Source organism: Mesorhizobium sp. EU05-FHT14A09 (assembly GCF_058790995.1).
Genome location: NZ_JBYTDF010000006.1, coordinates 226,737 through 248,849, shown reverse-complemented (window position 1 = coordinate 248,849; position 22,113 = coordinate 226,737). Strand labels below are relative to the sequence as shown.

Sequence of the window (22,113 nt, the reverse complement as noted above, 5' to 3'; positions counted from 1 at the left end):
CTCGATCTAGCGACGCCCGGCCTTGAACAGCGGCTCGCGTGGTTTGCTCACCATGACGGGCACATCTTCCGCGCGCACATAGATGCCGGTCACCTCCGCAAAGCCGATGAAGGTGCGCATGGCGTCGAGCTCGGAGACATGTCCGCTCGACACGGCGTTGCAGGCATTCCAGGTGCACATGTAGACGTGGCCTCGCCTGTCTTCCGGCCAGCGGCGAAGGAAATTCAGCGCTCGCTCTACCGTTGCTATTTCTTCGACCCTGCCGTCGAACATGACGTGCACGGGTCTGTTTGGCTGCCTTTCCATTGCGGCCTCCCGAACCCACGGCGGTGGGTTTGGGTCAACGCAGCCACGCGGCCTCCGGTTCAGAAATCTTTGCAAGGGAGGCGGGGGGTACAGAGACTCGTTTCCACCCGTTCTGGATCAGCCGAAGCTCGGCCGCGAACTCTTGCCCAACCCGGCATATGGCGATATTGCGCCGCAACATAACAATGCGCGGCTGCGTCGCGCAGGAGCAGCCTGATGTCCCAGACCGACCTAGCCATCGACGAGAACGAGCCGGCCGTGCGGCCGTGGCTGGTGATGCTGGCGCTGGCGATCGGCGGCTTCGCCATCGGCTCGACCGAATTCGCGGCGATGAGCCTGCTGCCTTACATCGCGTCGGGGCTCGGCATCGACGAACCGAAGGCGGCGCATGCGATCAGCGCCTATGCGCTGGGTGTGGTCGTCGGTGCGCCGATCATCGCCGTGTTGTCGGCACGCGTGCCGCGCCGCACGCTGCTGATGGCGTTGATGGCGGCCTATGGCATCACCAACTGCCTCACCGCTTTGGTGCCCAATTATGAATGGCTGCTGGTGCTGCGCTTCCTGAGCGGCATGCCGCACGGCGCCTATTTCGGCGTGGCCGCACTGGTCGCGGCATCGCTGGTCGGCCCGAAGGAGCGCACGACCGCAATCGCCCGCGTCATGCTCGGCCTCACGGTGGCGACGATCATCGGCGTGCCGGCGGCAACCTATCTCGGCCAGGCTTTCGGCTGGCAGGCGGGTTTTGCCCTGACCGGTGTGCTGGCGCTGGCGACCTTCATCATGGTCGCCCTGTTCGCGCCGCGCGACAGGCCCGACGAAGACGCCAGCCCGCTGCGCGAACTGGGCGCCTTCCGCAACCGCCAGGTGCTGCTGACGCTGGCGACCGCCATTGTCGGCTTCGGCGGGCTTTTCGCGGTCTATTCCTACACCGCCTCGACATTGCTCGAAGTGACCAAGGCTGATCCGCGCGTCGTGCCGCTGGTGATCGGCCTGTTCGGCGTCGGCATGACGCTGGGCAACCTCATCTCGGCCTGGGCCGCCGACAAGGCGCTGAAGCCGACGGCGACGGTGCTGATCATCGCCAGCGCTGCCGCGCTGTTTGCCTTCCCCTCTTCGGTCGGCTCGTTGTGGTCGATCTCGCTGGTGGTGTTCCTGATCGGCTGCACCACCGGCCTCGCCATCGTGCTGCAAACCTACCTGATGGACGTGGCGCACGATGCGCAGACGCTCGCCGCCGCCGCCAACCACAGCGCCTTCAATGTCGCCAACGCGCTCGGCCCCTGGCTGGCGGGCCTAGCGATTACCGCTGGCTATGGCTTCCCATCGGCCGGCTATGTCGGCTGCGCGCTGTCGCTCGGCGGGCTGGTGCTGTGGCTGATCACGCTGTGGGACGCGAAGCGCCGGAAGGTTTAGGGACGCGCGATCTTTCCTTCTCCCCCTGTGGGAGAAGGTGGCCGAGCCCGGTGGCGAAGCCGCCGGAAGCGAGGTCGGATGAGGGGTGCTGGACGGAGCGCAGCTTTCCCGACCATCGACCGATGCAGGGCGCGTAATCTCGCTCGATTTCGTTTCTTCCAACACCCCTCATCCGCCCTTCGGGCACCTTCTCCCACAAGGGGAGAAGGGAACGTCGCGCTCCTAGCGAAACCGCAAATTCTTCCGGGTAAGCTGGTCGATCGTGGTGCAGCCCATCAGCTTCATGGCGCGTTCGATCTCGATGCGGATCTGCTCCAGTGCGCGCTCGACACCGGCCTGACCGGCGGCGGCAAGCGGGAACAGATAATAACGGCCGAGCCCGACCGCCCTGGCACCCAAAGACAGCGCCTTCAGCACATGGGTGCCGCGCTGCACGCCGCCATCCATCATCACGTCGATGCGATCGCCGACGGCATCGACGATCTCGGCGAGCTGGTCGAAGGCGCTGCGCGAGCCGTCGAGCTGGCGGCCGCCATGGTTGGAAAGCACGATGCCGCTGCAGCCGATCTCGACGGCGCGGCGGGCATCCTCGACCGACATGATGCCTTTCAGGCAGAACGGCCCGCCCCAGTGCCGCACCATTTCGGCGACGTCGTCCCAGGTCATCGACGGATCGAGCATCTCGGTGAAGTAGCGGCTGATCGACATCACGCCGCCGCCCATATCGACATGGCTGTCGAGCTGCGGCAGCCTGAAGCTTTCATGGGTCAGGTAATTGAGCGCCCAGGCCGGCTTCACCGCGAACTGGGTGATGCCGGCAAGGTTGAGCCTGAAGGGGATGGCAAAGCCGGTGCGCTTGTCGCGCTCGCGGTTGCCGCCGGTGATGCTGTCGACCGTCAGCATCATCACCTCGACGCCGGCCTGTTTGGCGCGCGCCATCATCTCGCGGTTCAGGCCGCGATCCTTGTGGAAATAGAACTGGTAGACCTGCGGCGCACCGCTGATCCGGCGCGCCTCCTCGAGGCTGACGGTGCCGAGCGAGGAGACACCGAACATGGTGCCGTATTTGCCGGCCGCCGCCGCGACGGCGCGCTCGCCCTGATGGTGAAACAGGCGCTGCAGCGCCGTCGGCGAACAATAGACCGGCAGCGCCAGCTTCTGGCCCATGACGGTGACCGACAGATCGATGTCGGTGACGCCACGCAGGACATTGGGCACCAGGTCACAGGCCTCGAAGGCTGCCGTGTTGCGCCGATAGGTGACCTCGTCGTCGGCGGCGCCGTCGATGTAGTTGAAGATCGGCCCCGGCAGGCGCCGCCTGGCCAGCTCCCGGAAATCATGGAAGTTGTGACACTGGCTGAGACGCATGAAGCTCTTTCCCTGGAGCGCGGTGACCGAAGTCTACGCGACTGGCGACACCAGAGCGTTTCCGTTTTTCACGGAACGCGGAAACGCTCCAAGTTTTGTTTTCGAAGCATTTTTGTAACGCCAAGTGATTCCATTTGGCTACAGAATGCTGCAGGCGATATCTAGCCGATGGCCCGGTCAAGGTGCGTATAGCCGCCATCGACGAACAGCCACTGGCCGGTGGTGTGACTGGCGCGCTCCGACAGCAGGAATACGACGGTGGCGGCGATTTCGTCGGCCGTCGTCATGCGCTTGCCGAGCGGAATGGCGGCGGTGATTTCCTGCAGCCTGGCCTGCGGATCGGGAAAGGTCGCCAGCCAGTTCTCGTAGAGAGGCGTCAGGACCTCGGCCGGGATGACCGCGTTGACCCGAATGCCGTCGCCCAGCAGAGCAGCCGCCCATTCCCGCGTCAGCGACAGCTGCGCGCCCTTGGCCGCGGCATAGGCGCTGGTATTGCCCTGGCCGGTGACGGCGGTCTTGGACGAGATGTTGACGATCGCGCCCCGGCTCTTCTTCAGGAAAGGCAGCGCGTGATGCACGACCGCGTAGTAGTGCACCAGGTTGCGGTCGAGCGACCTGCGGAATTCGGCTGGGCCGGCATCGAGCCCGACACTGTCGTTGACGCCGGCATTGTTGACGACGCCGTCGATCCGCCCGAACGATGCTGCCACCTGGGCGATCGCCGCTGCCGTCTCGCTATCGGATTCGAGGTTGGCCTGGAAGAATGCCGCTGCCGGTGACAGCGCCTTGAGCTCAGCCTCGAACTCGCCGCCGAGCGGGCTGCGGCCGACGATGGCCGGAATGGCCCCTTCGGCCGCCAGACCGAGCGAGATGGCACCGCCAATGCCGGAGCCGCCCCCGGTCACGATCACGACCTTGCCGGCAAGACCCAGATCCATCGGTCAGCCCTTGAACTGGTACTGGCTGCGCGATTGCGGCTTCATCTCGATGGAGAAGCCGGGCAGTGCCGGTGGCATATAGGCGGCGTTGCGGATGTCGCAGGGGTCGACGAAATGCTCATGCAGATGGTCGACATATTCGATGACGCGCCCTTCCTTGGTGCCGGACACGCAAAGATAATCGATCATCGACAGGTGCTGAACATATTCGCACAGGCCGACGCCGCCGGCATGCGGCCAGACCGGCAAATTGTATTTCGCGGCGATCAACAGAACGGCGAGCACCTCGTTGAGGCCGCCCATGCGGCAGGAATCGATCTGCACGATGTCGATGGCGCCTTCGGCGATGAACTGCTTGAACATGATGCGGTTCTGGCACATCTCGCCGGTCGCGACCTTGATCGGCTTGACCGCCTCGCGGATCTTGCGATGGCCGGCGACGTCGTCGGGGCTGGTCGGCTCTTCGATGAAGAACGGTTTCGAGAAGGCGAGCTGCCTGAGCCAGTCGATCGCCTGCGGCACTTCCCAGACCTGGTTGGCGTCGATCATCAGGTAACGGTCCGGACCGATGATCTCGCGTACGATGCTCAAGCGCCGGATGTCGTCTTCGAGATCGCGGCCGACCTTCATCTTGATGTGGTTGAAGCCGGCGTCGATCGCTTCCTTGCACAGCCGGCGCAGCTTCTCTTCGGAATAGCCGAGCCAGCCTGCCGAAGTGGTGTAGCAGGCATAACCTTCGCGCTTCAGCGTCGACACCCGGTCGGCCTTGCCGGCCTCGGCCTCGCGCAGGATCGCCAGCGCCTCGTCGGGGGTGAGCACGTCGGTGAGGTAGCGGAAATCGACGATCTTCAGGATCTCTTCGGCGCTCATGTCGCCGACGAGCTGCCAGACAGGCTTGCCGGCCTGCTTGGCCAAAAGGTCCCAGATGGCGTTGACGACGGCTCCGGTGGCGAGGTGGATGGCGCCCTTGTCGGGACCGATCCAGCGCAGCTGGCTGTCGCTGGTGAGGTGGCGCCACATGCGGCCCGGATCCTCCGCGACCCAGCCAAGGTCCAGGCCGACGACGAGATGGCGCATCGCTTCGATGGCGGCGCAGCAGATCTCATTGCCGCGGCCGATGGTGAAGGTCAGGCCGTGGCCCTCGAGCCCGCTCTCGGTCTTCAGGATGACATAGGCGGCGGAATAATCCGGATCGGGATTCATCGCGTCCGATCCGTCGAGATGTTCGGAGGTGGGGAAGCGCAGGTCGAGCACTTCCATGTCGGTGATCTTGGCCATGACCGTTTCCTATGCCGCTTATGCCGATTATGCCGCGTCGATGACGCGCTGGCGCTGTTCGCCCAGGCCCTCGATGCCGAGACGCATCTCCTGCCCTGCCTTCAGATAGACCGGCGGCTTCTGGCCGAGGCCGACGCCCGGCGGCGTGCCGGTGGAAATGACATCGCCCGACTGCAGGCTCATGAAGCGGCTGAGGTAGCTGACGATGTGGCGCACGGAGAAGATCATGGTGCTGGTGGAACCGTCCTGATACTTGACGCCGTCCACAGAGAGCCACAGCCGCAGGTTCTGCGGATCGGGCACCTCGTCGGCGGTGACCAGCCAGGGACCGGTCGGGCCGAATGTGTCGCAGCCCTTGCCCTTGTCCCACTGGCCGCCGCGCTCGATCTGGAACTCACGTTCGGAAACGTCGTTGATGACGCAATAGCCGGCGACATGGTCGAGCGCGTCCGCCTCGTCGATGTAGCGGCCGGGCTTGCCGATCACCACGCCGAGCTCGACTTCCCAGTCGGTCTTGACCGAGTTGCGCGGGATCTCGACATCGTCATTGGGGCCGACGACGGCGCTGGTCCATTTGTTGAAGACAACGGGCTCCGGCGGGATCGGTGCGCCCGTCTCGGCGGCATGATCGGCGTAGTTCAGGCCGATGCAGATGAACTTGCCGATCGCACCGATGCAAGCACCAAGACGAACATCGGACTGGGGCGTTCCGCCGACCTTCGGCAGGGTTTCGGGATCGATGGCGCGCAGGCGCTCGAGGCCGGCCGGCGTCAGGACGTCGGCGGCAATATCGGGGACGATGCCGGCCAGCGACCGGATCTGACCGGCCGTGTCGAGCAGGCCCGGAAGTTCTTGGCCCTTGAGGCCATAACGCACCAGTTTCATAGGGTCACCATTGTGGGAATGCGTGAGAAAACGCGCGGGCGACGACGTGCCGCCCGCACAAGTCAAATGGATGGGTCTCAGTCGTAGAGAACGGCCGCGATCTCGGGCTTGTCGATGTTGGTCTTGTCGTACCAGAAGAAGCCGGTATCGATCTTCTTCTCGACCTTCTCGCCCTTGCTGGCCTTCACCGCAGCTTCGACGGTCTTGTAGCCGATGCCGACCGGGTTCTGGGTGATGGCGCCGGCCATCAGGCCGTCCTTGATCGCCTGCTTCTGCAGCGCGCCGGAATCGAAGCCGATGATGGTGACCTTGCTGCCCAGTTCCTTGACGCCGTTGACGACGCCGATGGCCGAGCCCTCATTGGTGCCGAACACGCCCTTCAGATCCGGGTTGCCCTGCAGGATCGACTTGGTGATCTCGGTCGACTGCAACTGGTCGCCGCCGCCATACTGCACCGAAACGATCTCGATCTTCGGATAGGCTTCCTTGATGCGGTTGACGAAGCCGTCGCGGCGATCGATGCCGGTGCGGCTGGTCTGGTCATGGGCGACGACGGCGATCTTGCCTTCCGAGCCGATCAGCTCGGCCATCTTGTCGGCGGCAAGGGCAGCGGCGGCAACGCTGTCGGTCGCGGCGGTGGCAACCGGAATGTCGCTGTCGACGCCGGAGTCGAAAGCGACGATCGGGATGCCGGCGGCTTTGGCCTGCTCAAGCAGCGGAATGGCGGCCTGGCTGTCGAGCGCGGCGAAGCCGATCGCAGCCGGCTTCTTGGCGATGGCAGCACTCAGCATATCGATCTGGCGATCGACCTGAGCTTCGGTATCCGGACCTTCGAAGGTGACGGTCACGCCGAGGTCGGCGCCGGCCTTGTCGGCACCGGCTTTCACCGCCTGCCAGAACTGATGCTGGAAGCCCTTGGAGATCAGGGCGACATAAGGCTTGTCCTGCGCCATCGCGGGCGCGGAAAGCGCGAACAAAGCGGCGCTGGCTGCGCCGATCAAAAGACGTCTGGTAATCACTTTCGGGTTCCTCCACTCATGTTGTTTTCCACCACGCACACCGGCGCGGTTCCTGGCGGCGTTCAGGCCGCCAGAACTTTTCGCATCGCGGGTCACGATGCGTTCCTGTTGCGCAGCATGTCGATGTAGACGGCCAGGATGATGATCGTTCCGGTGATCACCGTCTGCCATTCCTGGGGCACCGACATGATGCGCAGACCGTTGGCGAGCACCGAGATGATCAGCGCGCCGATCAGGGTGCCGAGGATGGTGCCGCTGCCGCCGGCCAGCGAGGTGCCGCCGATGACGACGGCGGCGATGGCGTCGAGCTCGTAGCCCTGGCCCAGCGCCGGCTGCGCCGAATTCAGGCGCGAAGCGATCAGAAGTCCGGCGATGCCGCAGATGGCACCGGCCAGCGTGTAGACGGCGACCTTCCAGCCCTTGGTGTTGACGCCCGACAGGCGCACTGCCTCCTCGTTCGAGCCCAGCGCGAAGGTGTAGCGGCCTAGCGCGGTGCGGGTCAGCGTCAAGCTGATGACGATGGCGACCGCGAACAGCACCAGCACGCCGTTGGGCACCGGCACCGCCGGGATGATCGTGCCGACGATCGAACCCTGCGAAATGCCGGTGAAGCCGGGCGTGCCATTGAAATAGATCGGCCGCGTGCCGGAAATGACCAGTGACAGTCCTTTCAGGATCAGCATCATGCCGAGCGTGGCGATGAAGGGCGGAATGCGCAGCCGGGCAACGATGTTGCCGGTGACGAAACCGGCGCCGGCGCCGGCCAGGATCGCGCCGGCAATGCCGAGCGGCAACGGCAGGCCGAGAAAGGTCAGGACGACGCCGGCGATGACCGCGCAGAACGTCATCAAGGTGCCAACCGAAAGGTCGATGCCGCCGGTAATGATGACGACGGTGGCGGCGATCGCCAGCACGCCGTTGACCGAGGTCGCCTGCAGGATCGCCAGGACGTTGCTGGTCTGCAGGAAATTGGGCGAGGCCAGGCTGAAGACGACGAACAGGATGATGAGGCTACCGAAGGCGAGCAGCTTGTAGCGGGCGCCGCCGGCGCCCTGCGATTTGCCGATCAGGTTAGCGAAGACATTGTCGCTCATATTTCTTCTCTCTCCCTAGGCCGCCGTGCCGCGCAATGTCGCCAGATGCATGATGTCTTCCTGTGGCGCCCCCGCCGGCAGGAAGCCAGTGAGCCGGCCCTCGCACATCACCGCGATGCGGTGGCTTAGGCGCAGCACTTCCGGCAGTTCGGACGAGATGACGATGATGGCCTTGCCTTCGGCGGCGAGCGCGTTGAGCAGCTTGTAGATCTCGCTCTTGGCGCCGATGTCGATGCCGCGCGTCGGTTCGTCGAAGATCAGCACCTTGCAGTCGCGCAGCAGCCATTTGGCGATGACGATCTTCTGCTGGTTGCCACCGGACAGCAGGCGCGCCGGCTGGCGATCCGACGGTGTCTTGATGGCGAGCTTCTCGATGTATTCGTTCGCCGCCGCGTGCATGGCCTGCTCGTCGAGGACACCGAGAAACTTGCTGAAACGCGGGATGCTGGCGAGCGCGATGTTGTTGCGCACATCGAGGCCAGTGGCGAGACCAAGCGCCTTGCGATCCTCCGACAGGTAGCCGATGCCGTGGCGCACCGCATCCTGGGGGGCCGCGACATCGATGCGTTTGCCGCCGAGCAGAATGTCACCTTTGTCTGCCTTGTCGGCGCCAAAGATCAGCCGTGCCACCTCAGTGCGGCCGGCACCCATCAGCCCGGCGAAACCGAGGATTTCGCCGGCCTTGACCGCGAAGGAGACGTCGCGCACCTGGCTGCCGCGCGTCAGGCCGCGCACTTCAAGCGCGACGGGTGCTGCCGACAGATCGGGCACCGCCGGCGCCTCATTGTCGATCTCGCGACCGACCATCATCGAGATGATCTTCGAGATCGGCGTTTCTTTCGCATCGACCGTGCCGACATAGGCGCCGTCACGCATCACCGTGACGCGGTCGGCGATGCGTTTGATCTCGTCCATCTTGTGCGAGATGTAGACGACGCCGACGCCGTCGGCCTTCAAGCGGTTGATGATGGCGAAGAGCTCGGCGACTTCCTTGTCGTTGAGCGCTGCGGTCGGCTCATCCATGATCAGGATGCGCGAGCGGAACGACAGCGCCTTGGCGATCTCCACCATCTGCTGCTTGGCGATGGTGAAGGAACCGACCGGCGTGCGCGGATCGAGCGAAAGGCTCATGCTCTTGAAGACGTCGGCGGCATAGGCGTTGAGCGCTGCCTCGTCGAGCAGAAGCCCACCGGCCTTGCGTGGCTCGCGCCCGATCAGGATGTTCTGGGCGGCGGTGAGATGCGGCATCAGGATCAGCTCCTGATGGATGATGCCGATGCCGGCGGCGATCGCGGCGCGTGGCGAGCCGAGATCGACCGGCTGGCCGCCGACCAGCACCTCGCCCGCGTCGTGACGGTAGATGCCGGCCAGGATCTTCATCAGCGTCGACTTGCCGGCGCCGTTTTCGCCCATCAGCGCATGGACTTCGCCCGGGCGCAGGTCGAACTGCGCTGCCTTGAGGGCGCGCACGCCCGGGAACGCCTTGTCGATGCCCCGCATGGTGACGAGGTCGGTCATCTCAGGCCGTCCAGCCGCCGTCGATGATGTAGGTGTGGCCGGTCGTGAAGGTGGCGCCGGCCAGGTAGACGACAAGATCGGCGACCTCGTCGGCAGTGCCGATGCGACCCATCGGTTGGCGCGCGACGAAGGCCTTGCGGGCTGCCTCGTAGTCGCCGGTAGCTCTGAGCCGCCCTTCGAGCGACGGGCTGTCGACGGTTCCCGGGCAGATGGCGTTGCAGCGGATGCCGCGCGAGACGTAGTCGGCGGCGACCGATTTGGTGAGGCCGATCACCGCCGCTTTGCTGGCGGAATAGGCGAAGCGGTTCGGCACGCCTTTGATGGAGGAAGCGACGGTCGCCATGTTGATGATGCAGCCGGAACCGCGCTCCAGCATGCCCGGCAGCACCGCCTTGATGGTGCGTATCTGCGCCTTGAAATTGAGATCGAGGGCGAAATCCATCTCGTCCTCGGTGCAATCCAGGATGGTGCCGTTATGAACGACGCCAGCGCAGTTGAAGAGGATGTCGACGGGCCCTACCTCCGCAGCCACGACGTTGACCGCGGCGCTGTCGAGCACGTTCAGCACCCGGGTCTCGATGCCGTGTCCGGCAAGCCCGGACAGAAGCTCCACATTGATGTCGGTGGCGACGACACGGGCGCCCGCCTCGGCAAGCGCGATGGCCGAAGCGCGGCCGATGCCTTGTGCGGCCGCGGTCACGAGACAGTTTTTCCCTGCCAGATCAGCCATGCGAACTCCTCCCGTACCGCGCAGTCGCCTTTCAATAGGCAAGCACGGGTCATGCTGTCAAGTGGTCATACCACCAGATGCCAGATGGTCAGACCAGTGGACGGACAAGGCTGGCTTCGTTATGCTCGTCGCGAAAATTGTGATCGTCGCCGGCGCATGACCGATTCGTGCAGCCGCCCGGACGGAGGTGGGTTTGAAACTCCAGGCTGTCTCGAACAGGAAGCTTTATCTGCAGATCGCCGACCAGATCCGCGACCAGATCCTGTCGGGCGAGGCGACACCCGGCCAGCAACTGCCGTCGGAACGCGATCTCGCCGTTTCGCTCGGCGTCTCGCGGCCGACGGTGCGCGAAGCGCTGATCGCGCTGGAGGTCGCAGGCATGCTGGAGGTGCGCGTCGGTGTCGGCGCCTTCCTGAAAGCCCCGGCCGATCCGACCGGGGCCCTTTCGGAAGTCGGCCATTCGCCAATCGAGGTGATGGCCGTACGCCGCCTGCTGGAACCGGAAGCGGCAGCCCAGGCCTCCCAGCACATTTCAGCGGAAGGCCGGCGGCGGCTGAAGGCGGCGATCGTGGCACTGCGGGACGAAACGGCGCGCGGCGACTGGTCGAACGACAGTGACCGCGCCTTTCACATGACGATCGTCGAGAACTGCGGCAACCGGCTGCTGCGCGAGATGATTTCGCAGCTTTGGGCATCACGCTCGGAAGAGATCGACCAGCAGTTTCACCGTCACCTCGCCGAGGCGCCGGTGCTGCGCAGCCACATCCTCGACGATCACGAAGCCATCTGCACCGCCATCCTCACCGGCGAGGCTGACCAGGCTCGCGACGCCATGGCGGCACATCTGAGCTATGTCGAAGAGGCCATGCTGCGCGTATGGGATTGATGGTGGATCATCCCAATTTCGCGCACCTTGCCGGACCTTCCTTCGCCGCCCCGGAACGGATTGACAACCGCACGAACGACCGCAGACCGCGGAGTGCAGGGCCATGCAGGGACGCTGATGGCACAGATGACAGGCGGGGCATGAACTAAGTTTCTGATTTGATATAGACTTTAATACAAGCATCTTTCCTTTTGCAGCTACTCTGTCACAAGATGACGTGTCGCAAAAATTTGGCGGGACGATTTCTGACAGGAGAGAAGCAATGACTTTTTTCTACGTGATATTGGCATTCATTGTCGGCTTGTTGCTCGGCTGGTTTTTATGGGGACGCCTGCGCGATGAACTTGCGCGTGTGCAGGGCGATCTCGACAGCATCCGCAACGAGCGGGACAGGCTGAAATCCGATGCAAAGCGCCTGACAGGCGACCTGGAAAGCTGCGCCAGCGCGCGCACCGATCTCGAGCGGCAACTGCGCGAGACGAAATCCGTCTCGTCCTCACCGGCTCCGCTGCTGGCTTCGTCGGCTACGGTTTCCGCAGCCCCGAGCAAGCCTGCGCAAGCCAAGCCTGCTGCAGCCAAGGCACCTGCGGCCAAGGCTGCGACAGCACCCGCAGCCAAGGCCGCCCCAGCCAAGGCACCGGCGACCAAGCCAGCCGCAGCAAAGGCGCCTGCAGCCAAGCCGACCCCGGCAAAGGCGCCCACGGCCAAGGCAGCGCCTGCAAAGGCGCCTGCGGTCAAGTCAACCCCGGCCAAAGCACCCGCCGCCAAGCCTGCCCAGGTCAAGGCGGCTGCAGCGCCTGCAGCCAAACCAGCCGCAGCCAAGACGCCTGCCGCCAAGTCGTCCCCAGCCAAGGCACCGGCAGCCAAAGCTGCCCCAGCAAAGGCGCCAGCGGCCAAACCAGCCAAGTCATCGGCTGGAGACGATCTGCGCCGCCTGATCGGCATCGGCCCCGTCAATCAGCGCCGTCTCAAAGAACACGGCATCACGACCTATGCCCAGATAGCGGGATGGACCGCGGCGGACATCCAGCGCGTGGAGGAATATCTCCAGTTCGACGGACGCATCGAGCGCGAGCGCTGGGTGCAGCAGGCCAAGCTTCTCGCCGCTGGCGACGAAAAGGAATTCGCCCGCCAGTTTCCGACAGCTGGAAGCTCGAACAACACGTAATACCAGAGGCCCTGGATGTTGCTCATCCAGGGCGCCTCAATCGCCGGCGCAGCCCATCCGGGCCGCTTGGCTAACGGGCGCGGCGCGCAGTCGCGCGCTCCAACGGTCAATCAAGATGACCGTTGGTAAAAGTATTTTCCGGATCGGCGGTGCGGGCCTTCCCGCGCCGCTTCCTCATCTCTACAGCGAACCCAGCCGCTTCGATGCTTCCCCATCGTCAAGTGGCCTGACCACTTGACAGCATGACCGTTGCGAGCCAGTCTATGTCCAAGATGCGGAGGAATGCGTAATACGGGTGGGCATTTGATCACCCGCGGGCAGGGCTTAATTAGATCAACGCGCTTCCGCGGTCTCATAACTCACGTCCAAGAGCCGAGGGCTCCGGATATGATCATGGGGGCTGGATATGCTCGATTTAAGCAACATTCCGGAACGGATGTACGAAGCGGCGTTCCTTCCGGAACTCTGGGTGCCGTTGCTCGACGACCTGGCGATCGCCACAGGCTCCGGTATCGGCGCGATCAGCATCTACTGGCCCGAGCAGAGGGGCATCACGACCTCATTCGAAGTCTCACCGGCTCGCCCGCTTTGGGTCCAGACCCCGGAAGAAACCCAGAACTGGCTGGCCGATATCCGTTCGGACGGCTACGTCAATCGCGGCTTCTTCCAGGCCGACCCCTATGCGGGGGACTGGGGCGATATCTCCGACCTCGACATTCGCCTCAAGAACCATGCGGAACGGGGCCTCGGCGTCGAGACCGGGGCCGTGCTGGAGCAATTCAACGGCGAGGTGATTACGCTCGAATTCGCGCGGCGGTTCGGCGATCCGCGCTACGACGACGCTGTGATGGCGAGCCTGAACAGCCTCCATCCCGCTTTCAAACAATCGGCATTCTTCGCTTCGCGCCTGCAGTTCGAGCGCGCGCGCGCCAGCATCGAAACTCTCAATGATTTCGGCCTGCCCGCCGTAGCCCTGAACAGCAAGGGCCAGATTCTCTACGCAAACGCGTTGTTCGACGGCGTCGACCACTACGTGTCCAGAACCGCTTCCGGCCGGATCGAGATCAGAGGCAGCGACGGGCTGCGCAAGACCTTCGCCGAGGCACTGGAGCGATCGGCGACGGCCAGTGTGAGCGTGGCTATTCCGGCTGGCGATTTCAGGAGTGCCGCCACCATCCAACTGATGCCGCTATGCCGCGATGTGAGGTCAATCTTTGCCCTGTCCGGCACGATCATGGTTCTGTGTCCTGTCGCGACGACCGTCGGCGTGCCACCAGCCGGGCTTGTTTCGGACCTGTTCGGATTGACGCCCGCAGAAGCAAGACTCGCCGCCGCCCTTGCCACCGGCCTTTCGCTGCGCGACGGCGCCGCCAACCAGGGCATCACCGTCGGTACGGCACGCAGTTATCTGATCCGGATTTTCTCCAAGACGAACACCAGCCAGCAAAGCGAACTCGTCAGCCTGCTGAAAGGCATCGCGGCATCCAGCTATGGCAACACCTTCGAAATAGCGAAGTCTTCAGGGGGGCGGTAGTTTCACGGATATCTGTTCTGCCTGCCTGTCCGGATGATGCGGAGCTTCGAAAGACGGACGCAAGCCGCCGCATGAACGCCGGCGTTCCATCATGTTCAGGCATCTTCTTCCAGCGTGGTCTGCGCGATCCGGGTCTCGCCGTGATTGAGCCAGGACGCAGCCAGATGCCCGGCTGCGACAGCCGCGGTGCACAGGGCCACGGAGGCGGCGATGTTGATCACCGCCCGGACAACCGCGCCGGAACGGAGCAGGTCCAGGGTCTGCAGGCTGAAGGAGGAAAAGGTGGTGTAGCCGCCGCAGATGCCGATCATGACGAACAGGCGTACGGCTTCGGGAACCGGGTAACGCCCCTGCGCCAAGGTGAGCGTGCCGAAAAATCCGATCAGCAGCGATCCGGTGACGTTGATGATGATGGTGCCCCAGGGCAGTTGGCCGCTGATCGGCAAGGCGAGCCAGGACACGAGATAACGCGCCAGCGTGCCGAGCGCACCGCCGAGCATGACCACGAGACAGTTGGTGAATGACATTTTCGATCCTTCCATATGCGGCAGGATCGGGACAGACTCCTACCGCGTTGTTACGCAGCAGGAGTCATCAGCCACAGGATTCCGAGCAAGAATGAAAATGCTCTAGTGGCATTTTGTAGCCAAGTGGAATCACTTGGCGTTACAAAAATGCGACGAAAACAAAAACTTAGAGCGTTTCCGCGTTTCCGTAAAAAACGGAAACGCTCTGGTGGCGGTTTCGGGAGAACTCCATTCCCATCGATCGCAATCTGGCCCAGCACGTCCGTCATTGCAAGCGTTGGCGGTAAAGACTGTCGGGCAATCGGCTTCTTGCCCTAGCGAGCCTCCAGCCTTCGCGCCTCTTCGGTCTGGCTCAATATCCAGTCGCGGAAGACCTTGATGCGCGAGGAATTGCGGCGGCTCTCGAGATACACCAGCCAGTAGCCATCACCGTCCGAGCCCAGGGCCTCGAAAGGCTGGATGAGCTGTCCCTTGGCGACAAGGGCGTCATAAAGATTGCGCGTCAGGATCGCGGCGCCCTGGTCGGTGAGTGCCGCCATCGCATCATAGACCTGCGAGCCGAGGTCCGGCCCATGGATGGCGCGATCGATATCATATCGCACGCCGGCCGCCTCGAACCAGATCTTCCACCATGGGTCGTCGGCGCAGCACAGCGGTACCTTGTAGAGATCTTCCGGCGTGTGGATGCCGCCGACGCTTTCGGCAAGGCGCGGGCTGATCATCGGGCAATAGTCCGCCTTGAACAGATAATGCGCGGCCAGCCCCGGCCAGCTGCCGCTGCCGGTACGAATGGCGACGTCGGTGGCCTCGCGGGTAAAATCGACAAGCCGGGGCGACGTCTCGACCTTCACGGCAAGCTCGGGATGCATCAGCTGGAATGTTCCAAGGCGAACCGCGAGCCAGTTCGACGCGAAGGTCTGCATGGTCGAGACGGAGAGCACGCCGCCTGCCCCGCCCTTGGCCGCTAGCCAGCCGTCAGCCAGCGTCGCGAAGGCCGATGAGGCTTCCGGCGCCAGCCGCGCGCCGGCCTCGGTAAGCTCGATCTGCCTTGTCTTGCGGATGAAAAGCGGGGTTCCGGCGCGTTCCTCCAGAAGCTTGATCTGGTGGCTGGCAGCAGACTGAGTCATGCCGAGCTCATCGGCGGCCTTGGTGAAACTTCCGAGCCTGGCCGCGGCTTCGAACACGCGGACGGCTCCGAGAGGGGGCAGTTTCCAGCTCATTACACATTACTCCTCCTCATGCATGATACGCGACGTTCGATTGGAAATGAAGCGCCGTCGGGAGCAATATCCTTTCATCAGATCCCAGAAAGGAACTTGCCATGACCACGCTCTCGAACCTTTCCGCCCACCGCCACCTCGCCCGCCTGCTGTTCGCTCCGTTCAGGCCACGCCCGCAGGACCTGCTCGCCCGCAGCGACCTGCCGGATCATCTCAAGCGCGATATCGGCCTGCTCGACGGCGCGCTCTAAGCTCCAGCACACAAGGAGGGACGGATCATGACCATCGCCGCGGAAGCCCTCAAGCAGAGCCGCCAGGTCGTCGACATGTATGAAGCCTATGCCGACCGCTATGACGAAATCGTCGGGACCGAGCCGATCGAACGCGTCAAGGCAGCGCTGCAGCGTCTCGCGGCCGAAGTCGGCCCCGGCAGCAAGGTCCTGGAAATCGGTTCCGGAGCCGGTCGTGAGGCTGACCTTCTCGAAGATCTCGGCCTGCATGTGCGGCGCACCGATGCGACGCGGCGCTTCCTCGAAATCCAGGCCGCTCGCGGCAAGCAGGCCGATCTGCTGGACATCGTCACCGACGACCTGGCCGGTCCTTACGATGCCGTGGTTGCGCTCTGTGTGCTGTTCTACGTTCGCCGCGCGGAGATCGGCGACGTTCTCGCCAAAATCGCGGATTCGCTTCGACCAGGCGGCGCTTTCCTGGTCTCCATGCGTCACGGTGACGGCGAAAAGAATGCCGACTACCAGACCGTGCTCTGGCGCCGGGACGCTTTCGCCGTTCTGCTTGAACGGGCCGGCATGACCATCCTGTGGGAAGAATTCGCCGTCAACAACGGCAATGGCGACGAATGGATCAGCTTCCTCGCCACGAAGACGGCCTGACTTGTTCGTGCCGCGTGCCTCACCTGCCGATCGGCAGGCCTTCGAAATGGTCCACTGCCGCGTCGAGCTGCACCCAGTCATGCTTCGACTGCTCGAACACCGACAGTGCGGGCGGCGCGAAGGTCGGGTCGGCGAATGCGCCGACCGCCACGCCGATCATTTCCGGTGACGCTTCCGCCTTCCAGTAGAGGGTCGAACCGCAGCTCGGGCAGAAATACATGCGCACCTTGCGGCCGCTTTCGGCAGTGCGAATGAACTCCTGCGACGGTCCCGAAACCTCGACGCATTGGGCCGCGTAGAACGCGTTTGCGCTGAAGGGCGAACCCGTCCTGCGCTGGCAGGCGAAACAATGGCACAGTGCCGTCAGTTGCGGCGCCTCGTGCAGCGTCAGTCTGAGCGCGCCACACGCGCATTGGGCAATAGACATAACAACTCCTCCCGCTTGCGCAGTCAAAATGCGTTGGATTGTGTGCTGGGATGCTGGCTCGAACGACGCCGGCCAAAGGCGGAGACCTGATGCGATTTCAGGGCCGCGAGAGTTGCAAGGTAGGCTGCAAGACCGTCGAAGTCCAGCCGGGACCGTGCCCGGGGAGTTCAGGCGGCCGGCGTCGCGGTTGCGGCCGCCGCCAGCTCGCGCATGTCGCGCGGCGTCATGCCGTAGCGGTTGCGGAACATGCGGTTGAAATTCGACGGATCGAGGAAACCGCAATTCGCGGAAATCTGCGCGACGCTGAGATCGAGAGCCGGCTGCAGCGCAAGCATGCGCCGCGACCGTTCGAGCCGCGCCGTCCAGATGGCGGCGGCAACCGATTTAGCCTGGCCGGCAAAGGCGCGATAAAGTTCGGAGCGCGAGCATCCGACAGCCGCCGCTACACGTGCCGGCGACAGCTGCGCATCGCTGTGCCGCTGGTCGATGACCATCAGCGCGGCGGTCAGAACATCGCCCGACGGCAGATCGGCCGCCTCGTCGGCGACGGTGCGCAGCAGGGCGCAGGCAAGGTCGGTCGCCGCGTCGATCGCGGCCTCACGCCCGACAGCAGACAGGCCGCGCATGCGTTTTGCGGTCAGCGCCAGGTGCGAGCCGAGCAACTCAGCCAATCCCGGACGATCCAGTCGTTTGCCACCGAGCGTCATGGCCCGGCGACCGGCGAGCGCGGCAACCCGTTCGCGCGGTATGACGATGGCGATCTCGCGATGGGACGACCATTCGGCACGCACCGGCCGGGCGAAATCGACGACATAGAGGTTACCCGCCACCAAGGCGTGGTCGTGGCCGTTCTGGCTGACCCGCGACGGGCCATCGACAAGCATGCCGACATAGATCTCGTCGCCGCCGTCGCTGGCGCATCGCCGCGCGCCACGCTCGACACGGATCGCTTCCGACGTGTGGTCCCAGAACTCGCCGCGGCGCCCCTGCGTGCGCAGCAGCCTGGCGAAGAAGCCGGGCTCGGACCCCATGCGTGCGATCGACATGCGGCGCAGCACATCACTGCTCCAGTAGTCGAGGCGCTGCCTGGCCTCTACCTTGCCCGTGTCGAACTCGATCATGGCTGCTGTCGGTTGCTTTTGTTGTCTTCTTTGCTATCGCCGGGACGCCCAGACCATCGGCCGGGACGCTGGATCATTGATCTCGAGGGACCTCGATCCCCTATGGGCCATGACCCATTTTCAATCTGCCAGAATGCCGATCGACTTCAAGTCCCGCCTGCGTGTTCTCCGCAACTCCGCCGCGATGGTGTTGACAGCCGCCGCCCTTACCGCCCCGCTCGATGCGCTGGCGCAGGTCACCAAATCGGGCGATGTCGTGGAAAACTGGAACGGAACCGGGCTCTATGTCGTCGGGCTTTACAGTCCTGGCACATTGACCATCACAAGTGGCGGCACCGTCACCACCATCAGCGAAGCCTATCTTGGATACAACGCCAATGGGCGGGGAACGGTCGATGTCAGCGGCACCAATGCATTGTTTGAAGTCAACGGTTCCCTCATCGTCGGTCGCCAGACAGGCTCGTCGCTGACGATCAGCGGTGGCGGCAAGGTAATCAGCAGCGCCGGTGCCATAGCCCTCGGCTACGGGATCACCAGCACGGTTCTGGTAAAAGGCAACGGATCGCTGTGGGACAGCGGCGCCAGCCTGACGATCGGCGGCAGCCAGGCATTTGGCTTCCTGACCATTGAGGACGGCGGCCGCGTCAACTCGGCGTCGGCGACGCTCGGCCAAAGCCTTTTTTCGGAAGGGACTGCCACCGTCACTGGTGCCGGTTCAGTGTGGGCCAACAGCGGCAAGCTGGTCGTCGGCAACGATGAAGTCGGAACGCTCACCATCAGTGACGGCGGCCGCGTCACGTCCGCTTCGGCGAGTCTGGGCGAAAACCGTCTTTCTACCGGTACAGCAACTGTAACCGGAGCCGGCTCGCTCTGGGAAAACAGCGGCAGACTGATCATCGCCAACGGCCAATACGCCGTCGGAACCTTCACCATCAGCGATGGCGCGACGGTCAAGACCGGCACCTATGCCGGAGGTGCCGCCGATTTCGTCGGCATCGCTGGAGCGGCAACCGCCCGCGGCACCCTCAACATCGGCGCTGCATCGGGCTCTGCGGCAGCGACTGCCGGCACATTGCTGGCCGACCAGATCCGCTTCGCCCTCGGCACCGGAACCATCGTCTTCAACCATACCGGGCTGCCGGACAGATCGGACCTGGACTTCGTCGCCGCGCTGCGCGGCAACGGCACCATCAAGCATGAAAGCGGCACCACCATACTCTCAGGCGACGGTTCGGCCTTCACCGGCAGCACCACCGTTTCGGGCGGCAAGCTGATCGTCGCTAACAAGCTCGGTGGCTCGGTCGTCGTCGGCAGCGGCGCCACGCTGGCAGGCAGCGGCACGATCGGTTCAGGCGGGGCATCGGCGGTCACCCTGCAATCGGGTGCTCTCCTGTCGCCGGGCAACTCGCCGGGCACGCTGACGATCGCCGGCAACCTTTCGCTGGCGAGTGGCTCGACCTCCCGGTTCGAACTCAACACGCCGGGCCTGGCCGGTGGCGCCACCAACGATCTCGTCAAGGTTACCGGCAACCTGACGCTCGGCGGCACACTGGATGCCAGGGTGGCCTCGGCGGGATATTACCGGCTTTTCGAATATGGCGGGCTGACGCCGGGCAGCACATTCGACGCCGAGACCGTGACCTCGACCAACTTCACGGTGGCGCGGCACATCGTCGGCTTCGATGTTCCCGGCCAGGTCTACCTGATCGCGCTGGGCGCCGGTCAGACCATCCAGTTCTGGGACGGCGGCAACGCGACGCCCAACGGTGCAGCCGATGGCGGTTCCGGCATATGGGACATCATCGGCCCGAATTGGACCAGCGTCGATGGCGCGACGAACCAGCCCTGGCTGCGTTCCGTCGGCGTGTTTGCCGGCAGCGCTGGCACAGTCACGGTCGCCGGGACCAGGGAGTTCGATACGCTGCAATTCGTGACGGATGGCTACCGTGTCACCGGTGGCAGCCTGGCCTTCAACCCGGCTTCGGGCTCGACCGGCACCATTGCCGTCGATGGCGGCGTCACGGCTGTCGCCGATTCCATCCTGGTCGATGGCGCAACCGCCAGGGATTTCGCCAAGGCCGGCAGCGGCACGTTGGTGCTCAATGCCGCCAACAGCTTCACGGGCACAACCACCGTGAGCGGCGGCAAGCTGGTCGTCGGTGATGGTGCCCATCCCGGCGCCAGCCTGGCGGGCCTAGTGACCGTGAAGTCGGGCGCAACGCTCGGCGGCATCGGCACGCTGGGCGGCCTGATGGCCGAGAGCGGCGCCATTGTCGCGCCGGGCAACTCGATCGGTACGCTGAATGTCGCCGGCGATGTAACGTTCGCGGCCGGCTCGACCTATGCGGTGGAGATTGCCGGCAATGGCAGCAGCGACCGCATCGCCGTCACCGGCACGGCAACGCTTTCCGGCGGCAAGGTGGAAGTGACCGCGCTGGACGCACAGGCCAGCTACCAGGACGGCCAGCGCTACATGATCCTGACTGCGACCGGCGGTGTTACGGGCAGCTTCGATCCTGTGGTGCTTTCACGCTCGGCCTTCCTCAATGCCAAGCTGTCGCAAGGTGCCAACGCAGTCGACCTGACGATTGCGATCAAGAAGCCGGAGGAGCCCGGCAGACCCGAGGAGCCAGGCAAGAAGCCGCTGTTTGTCACAGTGGCGAATACCTACAACCAGACACAGACGGCCGGCGCGCTGGATACGCTGCAGCAAAGCGGTGCAGCGCTGGCGCTGTACAACACGCTGCTTTTGCTGTCGGCGGATGAAGCCCGCGCCGCTTTCGACGGCCTTTCGGGCGAGGTCAACGCCTCGACGGTGACCGGTCTGCTCGAAGACAGCCGCTTCACGCGCGATGCCATCAACGATCGCCTGCGTTCCGCGTTCGAGACGGTCGGTGCAGAACCGCTGCCGCTGATGAACTATGGCAAGGATGCCAGGGAAATTACCACGGCTTCTGTCGCTTCCGAACGCTACGGTGCCTGGGGCTCGGTGTTCGGTTCATGGGGACATTTCGGCGGCGACGGCAATGCAGCAAAGCTGAGCCGTTCGACCGGCGGCTTCGTCACCGGTGTCGACGGCCTGATCACCGACGACATCCGCCTCGGCTTTCTCGCCGGCTACAGCCATTCGCGCTTCAAGGACCGTCGCTCATCCGCTGCGAGCGACAATTATCATCTCGGCATCTATGGCGGCACTGAGTGGGGCAACCTCTCCTTCCGTTCCGGCCTTGCCTATACGTGGAGTGAGATCGAAAGCAGCCGGCAGGTCAGCTTCCCAGGCTTCAGCGACAGCCTGAGCGGCGATCACCGCGCCGGCACCACGCAGGTCTTCGGCGAACTCGGCTACGGTATGAAAGCCGGCAGCTTCGCCTTCGAGCCGTTCGCCAACCTCGCCTATGTCAACGTGCACAGCAACGGCTTCACCGAGACGGGCGGCGCATCAGCACTCATCGTCCAGAGCGGTTCCAACGACATCACCTTCACCACGCTGGGCATCCGCGCCGCGACCGATTTCGACCTCGGTTCAACCAAGGCCACAGTTCGCGGCATGCTCGGCTGGCGGCATGGTTATGGCGATGTCACGCCTGCAGTGAGCCAGGCCTTCAGCGGCTCCAGCGCCTTCACCATCGCCGGTGCGCCGATCGCCAGGGATGCGGCCGTCATCGAAGCCGGGCTCGACTTCGCCATCACCCCGCAAGCGACACTCGGCCTTTCCTATCATGGCCAGGTCGGCTCGAAGGCAAGCGACCATGGCGTGCGGGCGGATTTGAATGTCAAGTTCTGACACCGAC

Annotated in this window: 20 protein-coding genes and 1 riboswitch; of the genes, 7 read left to right on the top strand and 13 right to left on the bottom strand. The window is 64.2% G+C overall.

What is annotated here, in order from left to right; translation table 11 throughout:
• Positions 1-6: 6 nt before the first annotated feature.
• Positions 7-306: a DUF982 domain-containing protein gene (locus AC3WTO_RS21650; RefSeq protein ID WP_492462975.1), complete on the bottom strand. Its 300-nt coding sequence runs from the start codon at positions 304-306 to the stop codon at positions 7-9.
• Positions 307-522: 216 nt separating this feature from the next.
• Here AC3WTO_RS21650 and AC3WTO_RS21645 point away from each other — a divergent pair, with 216 nt between their 5' ends.
• Entirely contained in the window at positions 523-1,719 is a 1,197-nt protein-coding gene (locus AC3WTO_RS21645; protein WP_492462974.1) for an MFS transporter, read from the top strand.
• A 222-nt stretch (positions 1,720-1,941) separates the two neighbouring features.
• Here AC3WTO_RS21645 and AC3WTO_RS21640 read toward each other — a convergent pair whose 3' ends face one another.
• The 8 genes from AC3WTO_RS21640 to AC3WTO_RS21605 all read right to left on the bottom strand — a co-directional run bounded on the left by AC3WTO_RS21640 (position 1,942) and on the right by AC3WTO_RS21605 (position 10,549).
• Complete coding sequence (locus tag AC3WTO_RS21640) at positions 1,942-3,087, bottom strand: alpha-hydroxy acid oxidase (RefSeq protein ID WP_492462973.1); 1,146 nt, start codon at positions 3,085-3,087, stop codon at positions 1,942-1,944.
• A 161-nt stretch (positions 3,088-3,248) separates the two neighbouring features.
• On the bottom strand, positions 3,249-4,025 hold the full coding sequence (locus tag AC3WTO_RS21635) for an L-fucose dehydrogenase (RefSeq protein ID WP_492462972.1): 777 nt from the start codon (positions 4,023-4,025) through the stop codon (positions 3,249-3,251).
• 3 nt (positions 4,026-4,028) lie between these two features.
• Positions 4,029-5,303: an L-fuconate dehydratase gene (locus AC3WTO_RS21630; protein WP_492462971.1), complete on the bottom strand. Its 1,275-nt coding sequence runs from the start codon at positions 5,301-5,303 to the stop codon at positions 4,029-4,031.
• A gap of 27 nt (positions 5,304-5,330) precedes the next feature.
• Entirely contained in the window at positions 5,331-6,188 is an 858-nt protein-coding gene (locus AC3WTO_RS21625; protein WP_492462970.1) for a fumarylacetoacetate hydrolase family protein, read from the bottom strand.
• Positions 6,189-6,265: 77 nt separating this feature from the next.
• Positions 6,266-7,207: an ABC transporter substrate-binding protein gene (locus tag AC3WTO_RS21620; RefSeq protein WP_492462969.1), complete on the bottom strand. Its 942-nt coding sequence runs from the start codon at positions 7,205-7,207 to the stop codon at positions 6,266-6,268.
• A 92-nt stretch (positions 7,208-7,299) separates the two neighbouring features.
• The gene (locus tag AC3WTO_RS21615) at positions 7,300-8,301 is read right to left on the bottom strand and encodes an ABC transporter permease (protein ID WP_492462968.1); all 1,002 of its coding nucleotides are present in this window, start codon (positions 8,299-8,301) and stop codon (positions 7,300-7,302) included.
• Between the two features lie 15 nt (positions 8,302-8,316).
• Positions 8,317-9,819 carry a sugar ABC transporter ATP-binding protein gene (locus AC3WTO_RS21610; RefSeq protein WP_492462967.1) on the bottom strand — a complete coding sequence of 501 codons (1,503 nt, stop codon included), beginning with the start codon at positions 9,817-9,819 and terminating at the stop codon, positions 8,317-8,319.
• 1 nt (position 9,820) lies between these two features.
• On the bottom strand, positions 9,821-10,549 hold the full coding sequence (locus AC3WTO_RS21605) for an SDR family oxidoreductase (protein ID WP_492462966.1): 729 nt from the start codon (positions 10,547-10,549) through the stop codon (positions 9,821-9,823).
• Between the two features lie 193 nt (positions 10,550-10,742).
• Between AC3WTO_RS21605 and AC3WTO_RS21600 the strand changes: the two genes are divergently transcribed.
• The 3 genes from AC3WTO_RS21600 to AC3WTO_RS21590 all read left to right on the top strand — a co-directional run bounded on the left by AC3WTO_RS21600 (position 10,743) and on the right by AC3WTO_RS21590 (position 14,137).
• Positions 10,743-11,435 (top strand): FadR/GntR family transcriptional regulator, encoded by a 693-nt coding sequence (locus AC3WTO_RS21600; protein WP_492462965.1) that lies wholly within the window; start codon positions 10,743-10,745, stop codon positions 11,433-11,435.
• A gap of 262 nt (positions 11,436-11,697) precedes the next feature.
• Complete coding sequence (locus AC3WTO_RS21595) at positions 11,698-12,603, top strand: helix-hairpin-helix domain-containing protein (RefSeq protein ID WP_492462964.1); 906 nt, start codon at positions 11,698-11,700, stop codon at positions 12,601-12,603.
• Positions 12,604-13,009: 406 nt separating this feature from the next.
• The gene (locus AC3WTO_RS21590) at positions 13,010-14,137 is read left to right on the top strand and encodes a hypothetical protein (RefSeq protein ID WP_492462963.1); all 1,128 of its coding nucleotides are present in this window, start codon (positions 13,010-13,012) and stop codon (positions 14,135-14,137) included.
• A 95-nt stretch (positions 14,138-14,232) separates the two neighbouring features.
• On the opposite strand, the gene crcB is transcribed toward AC3WTO_RS21590, so the two are convergent.
• Both crcB and AC3WTO_RS21580 read right to left on the bottom strand, forming a co-directional pair.
• The gene (crcB, locus tag AC3WTO_RS21585) at positions 14,233-14,664 is read right to left on the bottom strand and encodes a fluoride efflux transporter CrcB (protein ID WP_492462962.1); all 432 of its coding nucleotides are present in this window, start codon (positions 14,662-14,664) and stop codon (positions 14,233-14,235) included.
• A 51-nt stretch (positions 14,665-14,715) separates the two neighbouring features.
• Positions 14,716-14,909, bottom strand: a riboswitch (Fluoride riboswitch).
• Between the two features lie 69 nt (positions 14,910-14,978).
• Positions 14,979-15,884: a LysR substrate-binding domain-containing protein gene (locus tag AC3WTO_RS21580; protein WP_492462961.1), complete on the bottom strand. Its 906-nt coding sequence runs from the start codon at positions 15,882-15,884 to the stop codon at positions 14,979-14,981.
• Positions 15,885-15,985: 101 nt separating this feature from the next.
• On the opposite strand from AC3WTO_RS21580, the gene AC3WTO_RS21575 reads away from it, so the two are divergent.
• Together AC3WTO_RS21575 and AC3WTO_RS21570 are read left to right on the top strand one after the other, a co-directional pair.
• Complete coding sequence (locus tag AC3WTO_RS21575) at positions 15,986-16,135, top strand: hypothetical protein (protein WP_492462960.1); 150 nt, start codon at positions 15,986-15,988, stop codon at positions 16,133-16,135.
• Positions 16,136-16,162: 27 nt separating this feature from the next.
• Positions 16,163-16,774: a class I SAM-dependent DNA methyltransferase gene (locus AC3WTO_RS21570; RefSeq protein ID WP_492462959.1), complete on the top strand. Its 612-nt coding sequence runs from the start codon at positions 16,163-16,165 to the stop codon at positions 16,772-16,774.
• Positions 16,775-16,793: 19 nt separating this feature from the next.
• Here AC3WTO_RS21570 and AC3WTO_RS21565 read toward each other — a convergent pair whose 3' ends face one another.
• Positions 16,794-17,201, bottom strand: coding sequence for a GFA family protein (locus AC3WTO_RS21565; protein ID WP_492462958.1), 408 nt, complete (start codon positions 17,199-17,201; stop codon positions 16,794-16,796).
• Positions 17,202-17,368: 167 nt separating this feature from the next.
• Complete coding sequence (locus AC3WTO_RS21560) at positions 17,369-18,322, bottom strand: helix-turn-helix domain-containing protein (protein ID WP_492462957.1); 954 nt, start codon at positions 18,320-18,322, stop codon at positions 17,369-17,371.
• 109 nt (positions 18,323-18,431) lie between these two features.
• Between AC3WTO_RS21560 and AC3WTO_RS21555 the strand changes: the two genes are divergently transcribed.
• Entirely contained in the window at positions 18,432-22,106 is a 3,675-nt protein-coding gene (locus AC3WTO_RS21555) for an autotransporter domain-containing protein (RefSeq protein WP_492462956.1), read from the top strand.
• Positions 22,107-22,113 lie beyond the last annotated feature (7 nt).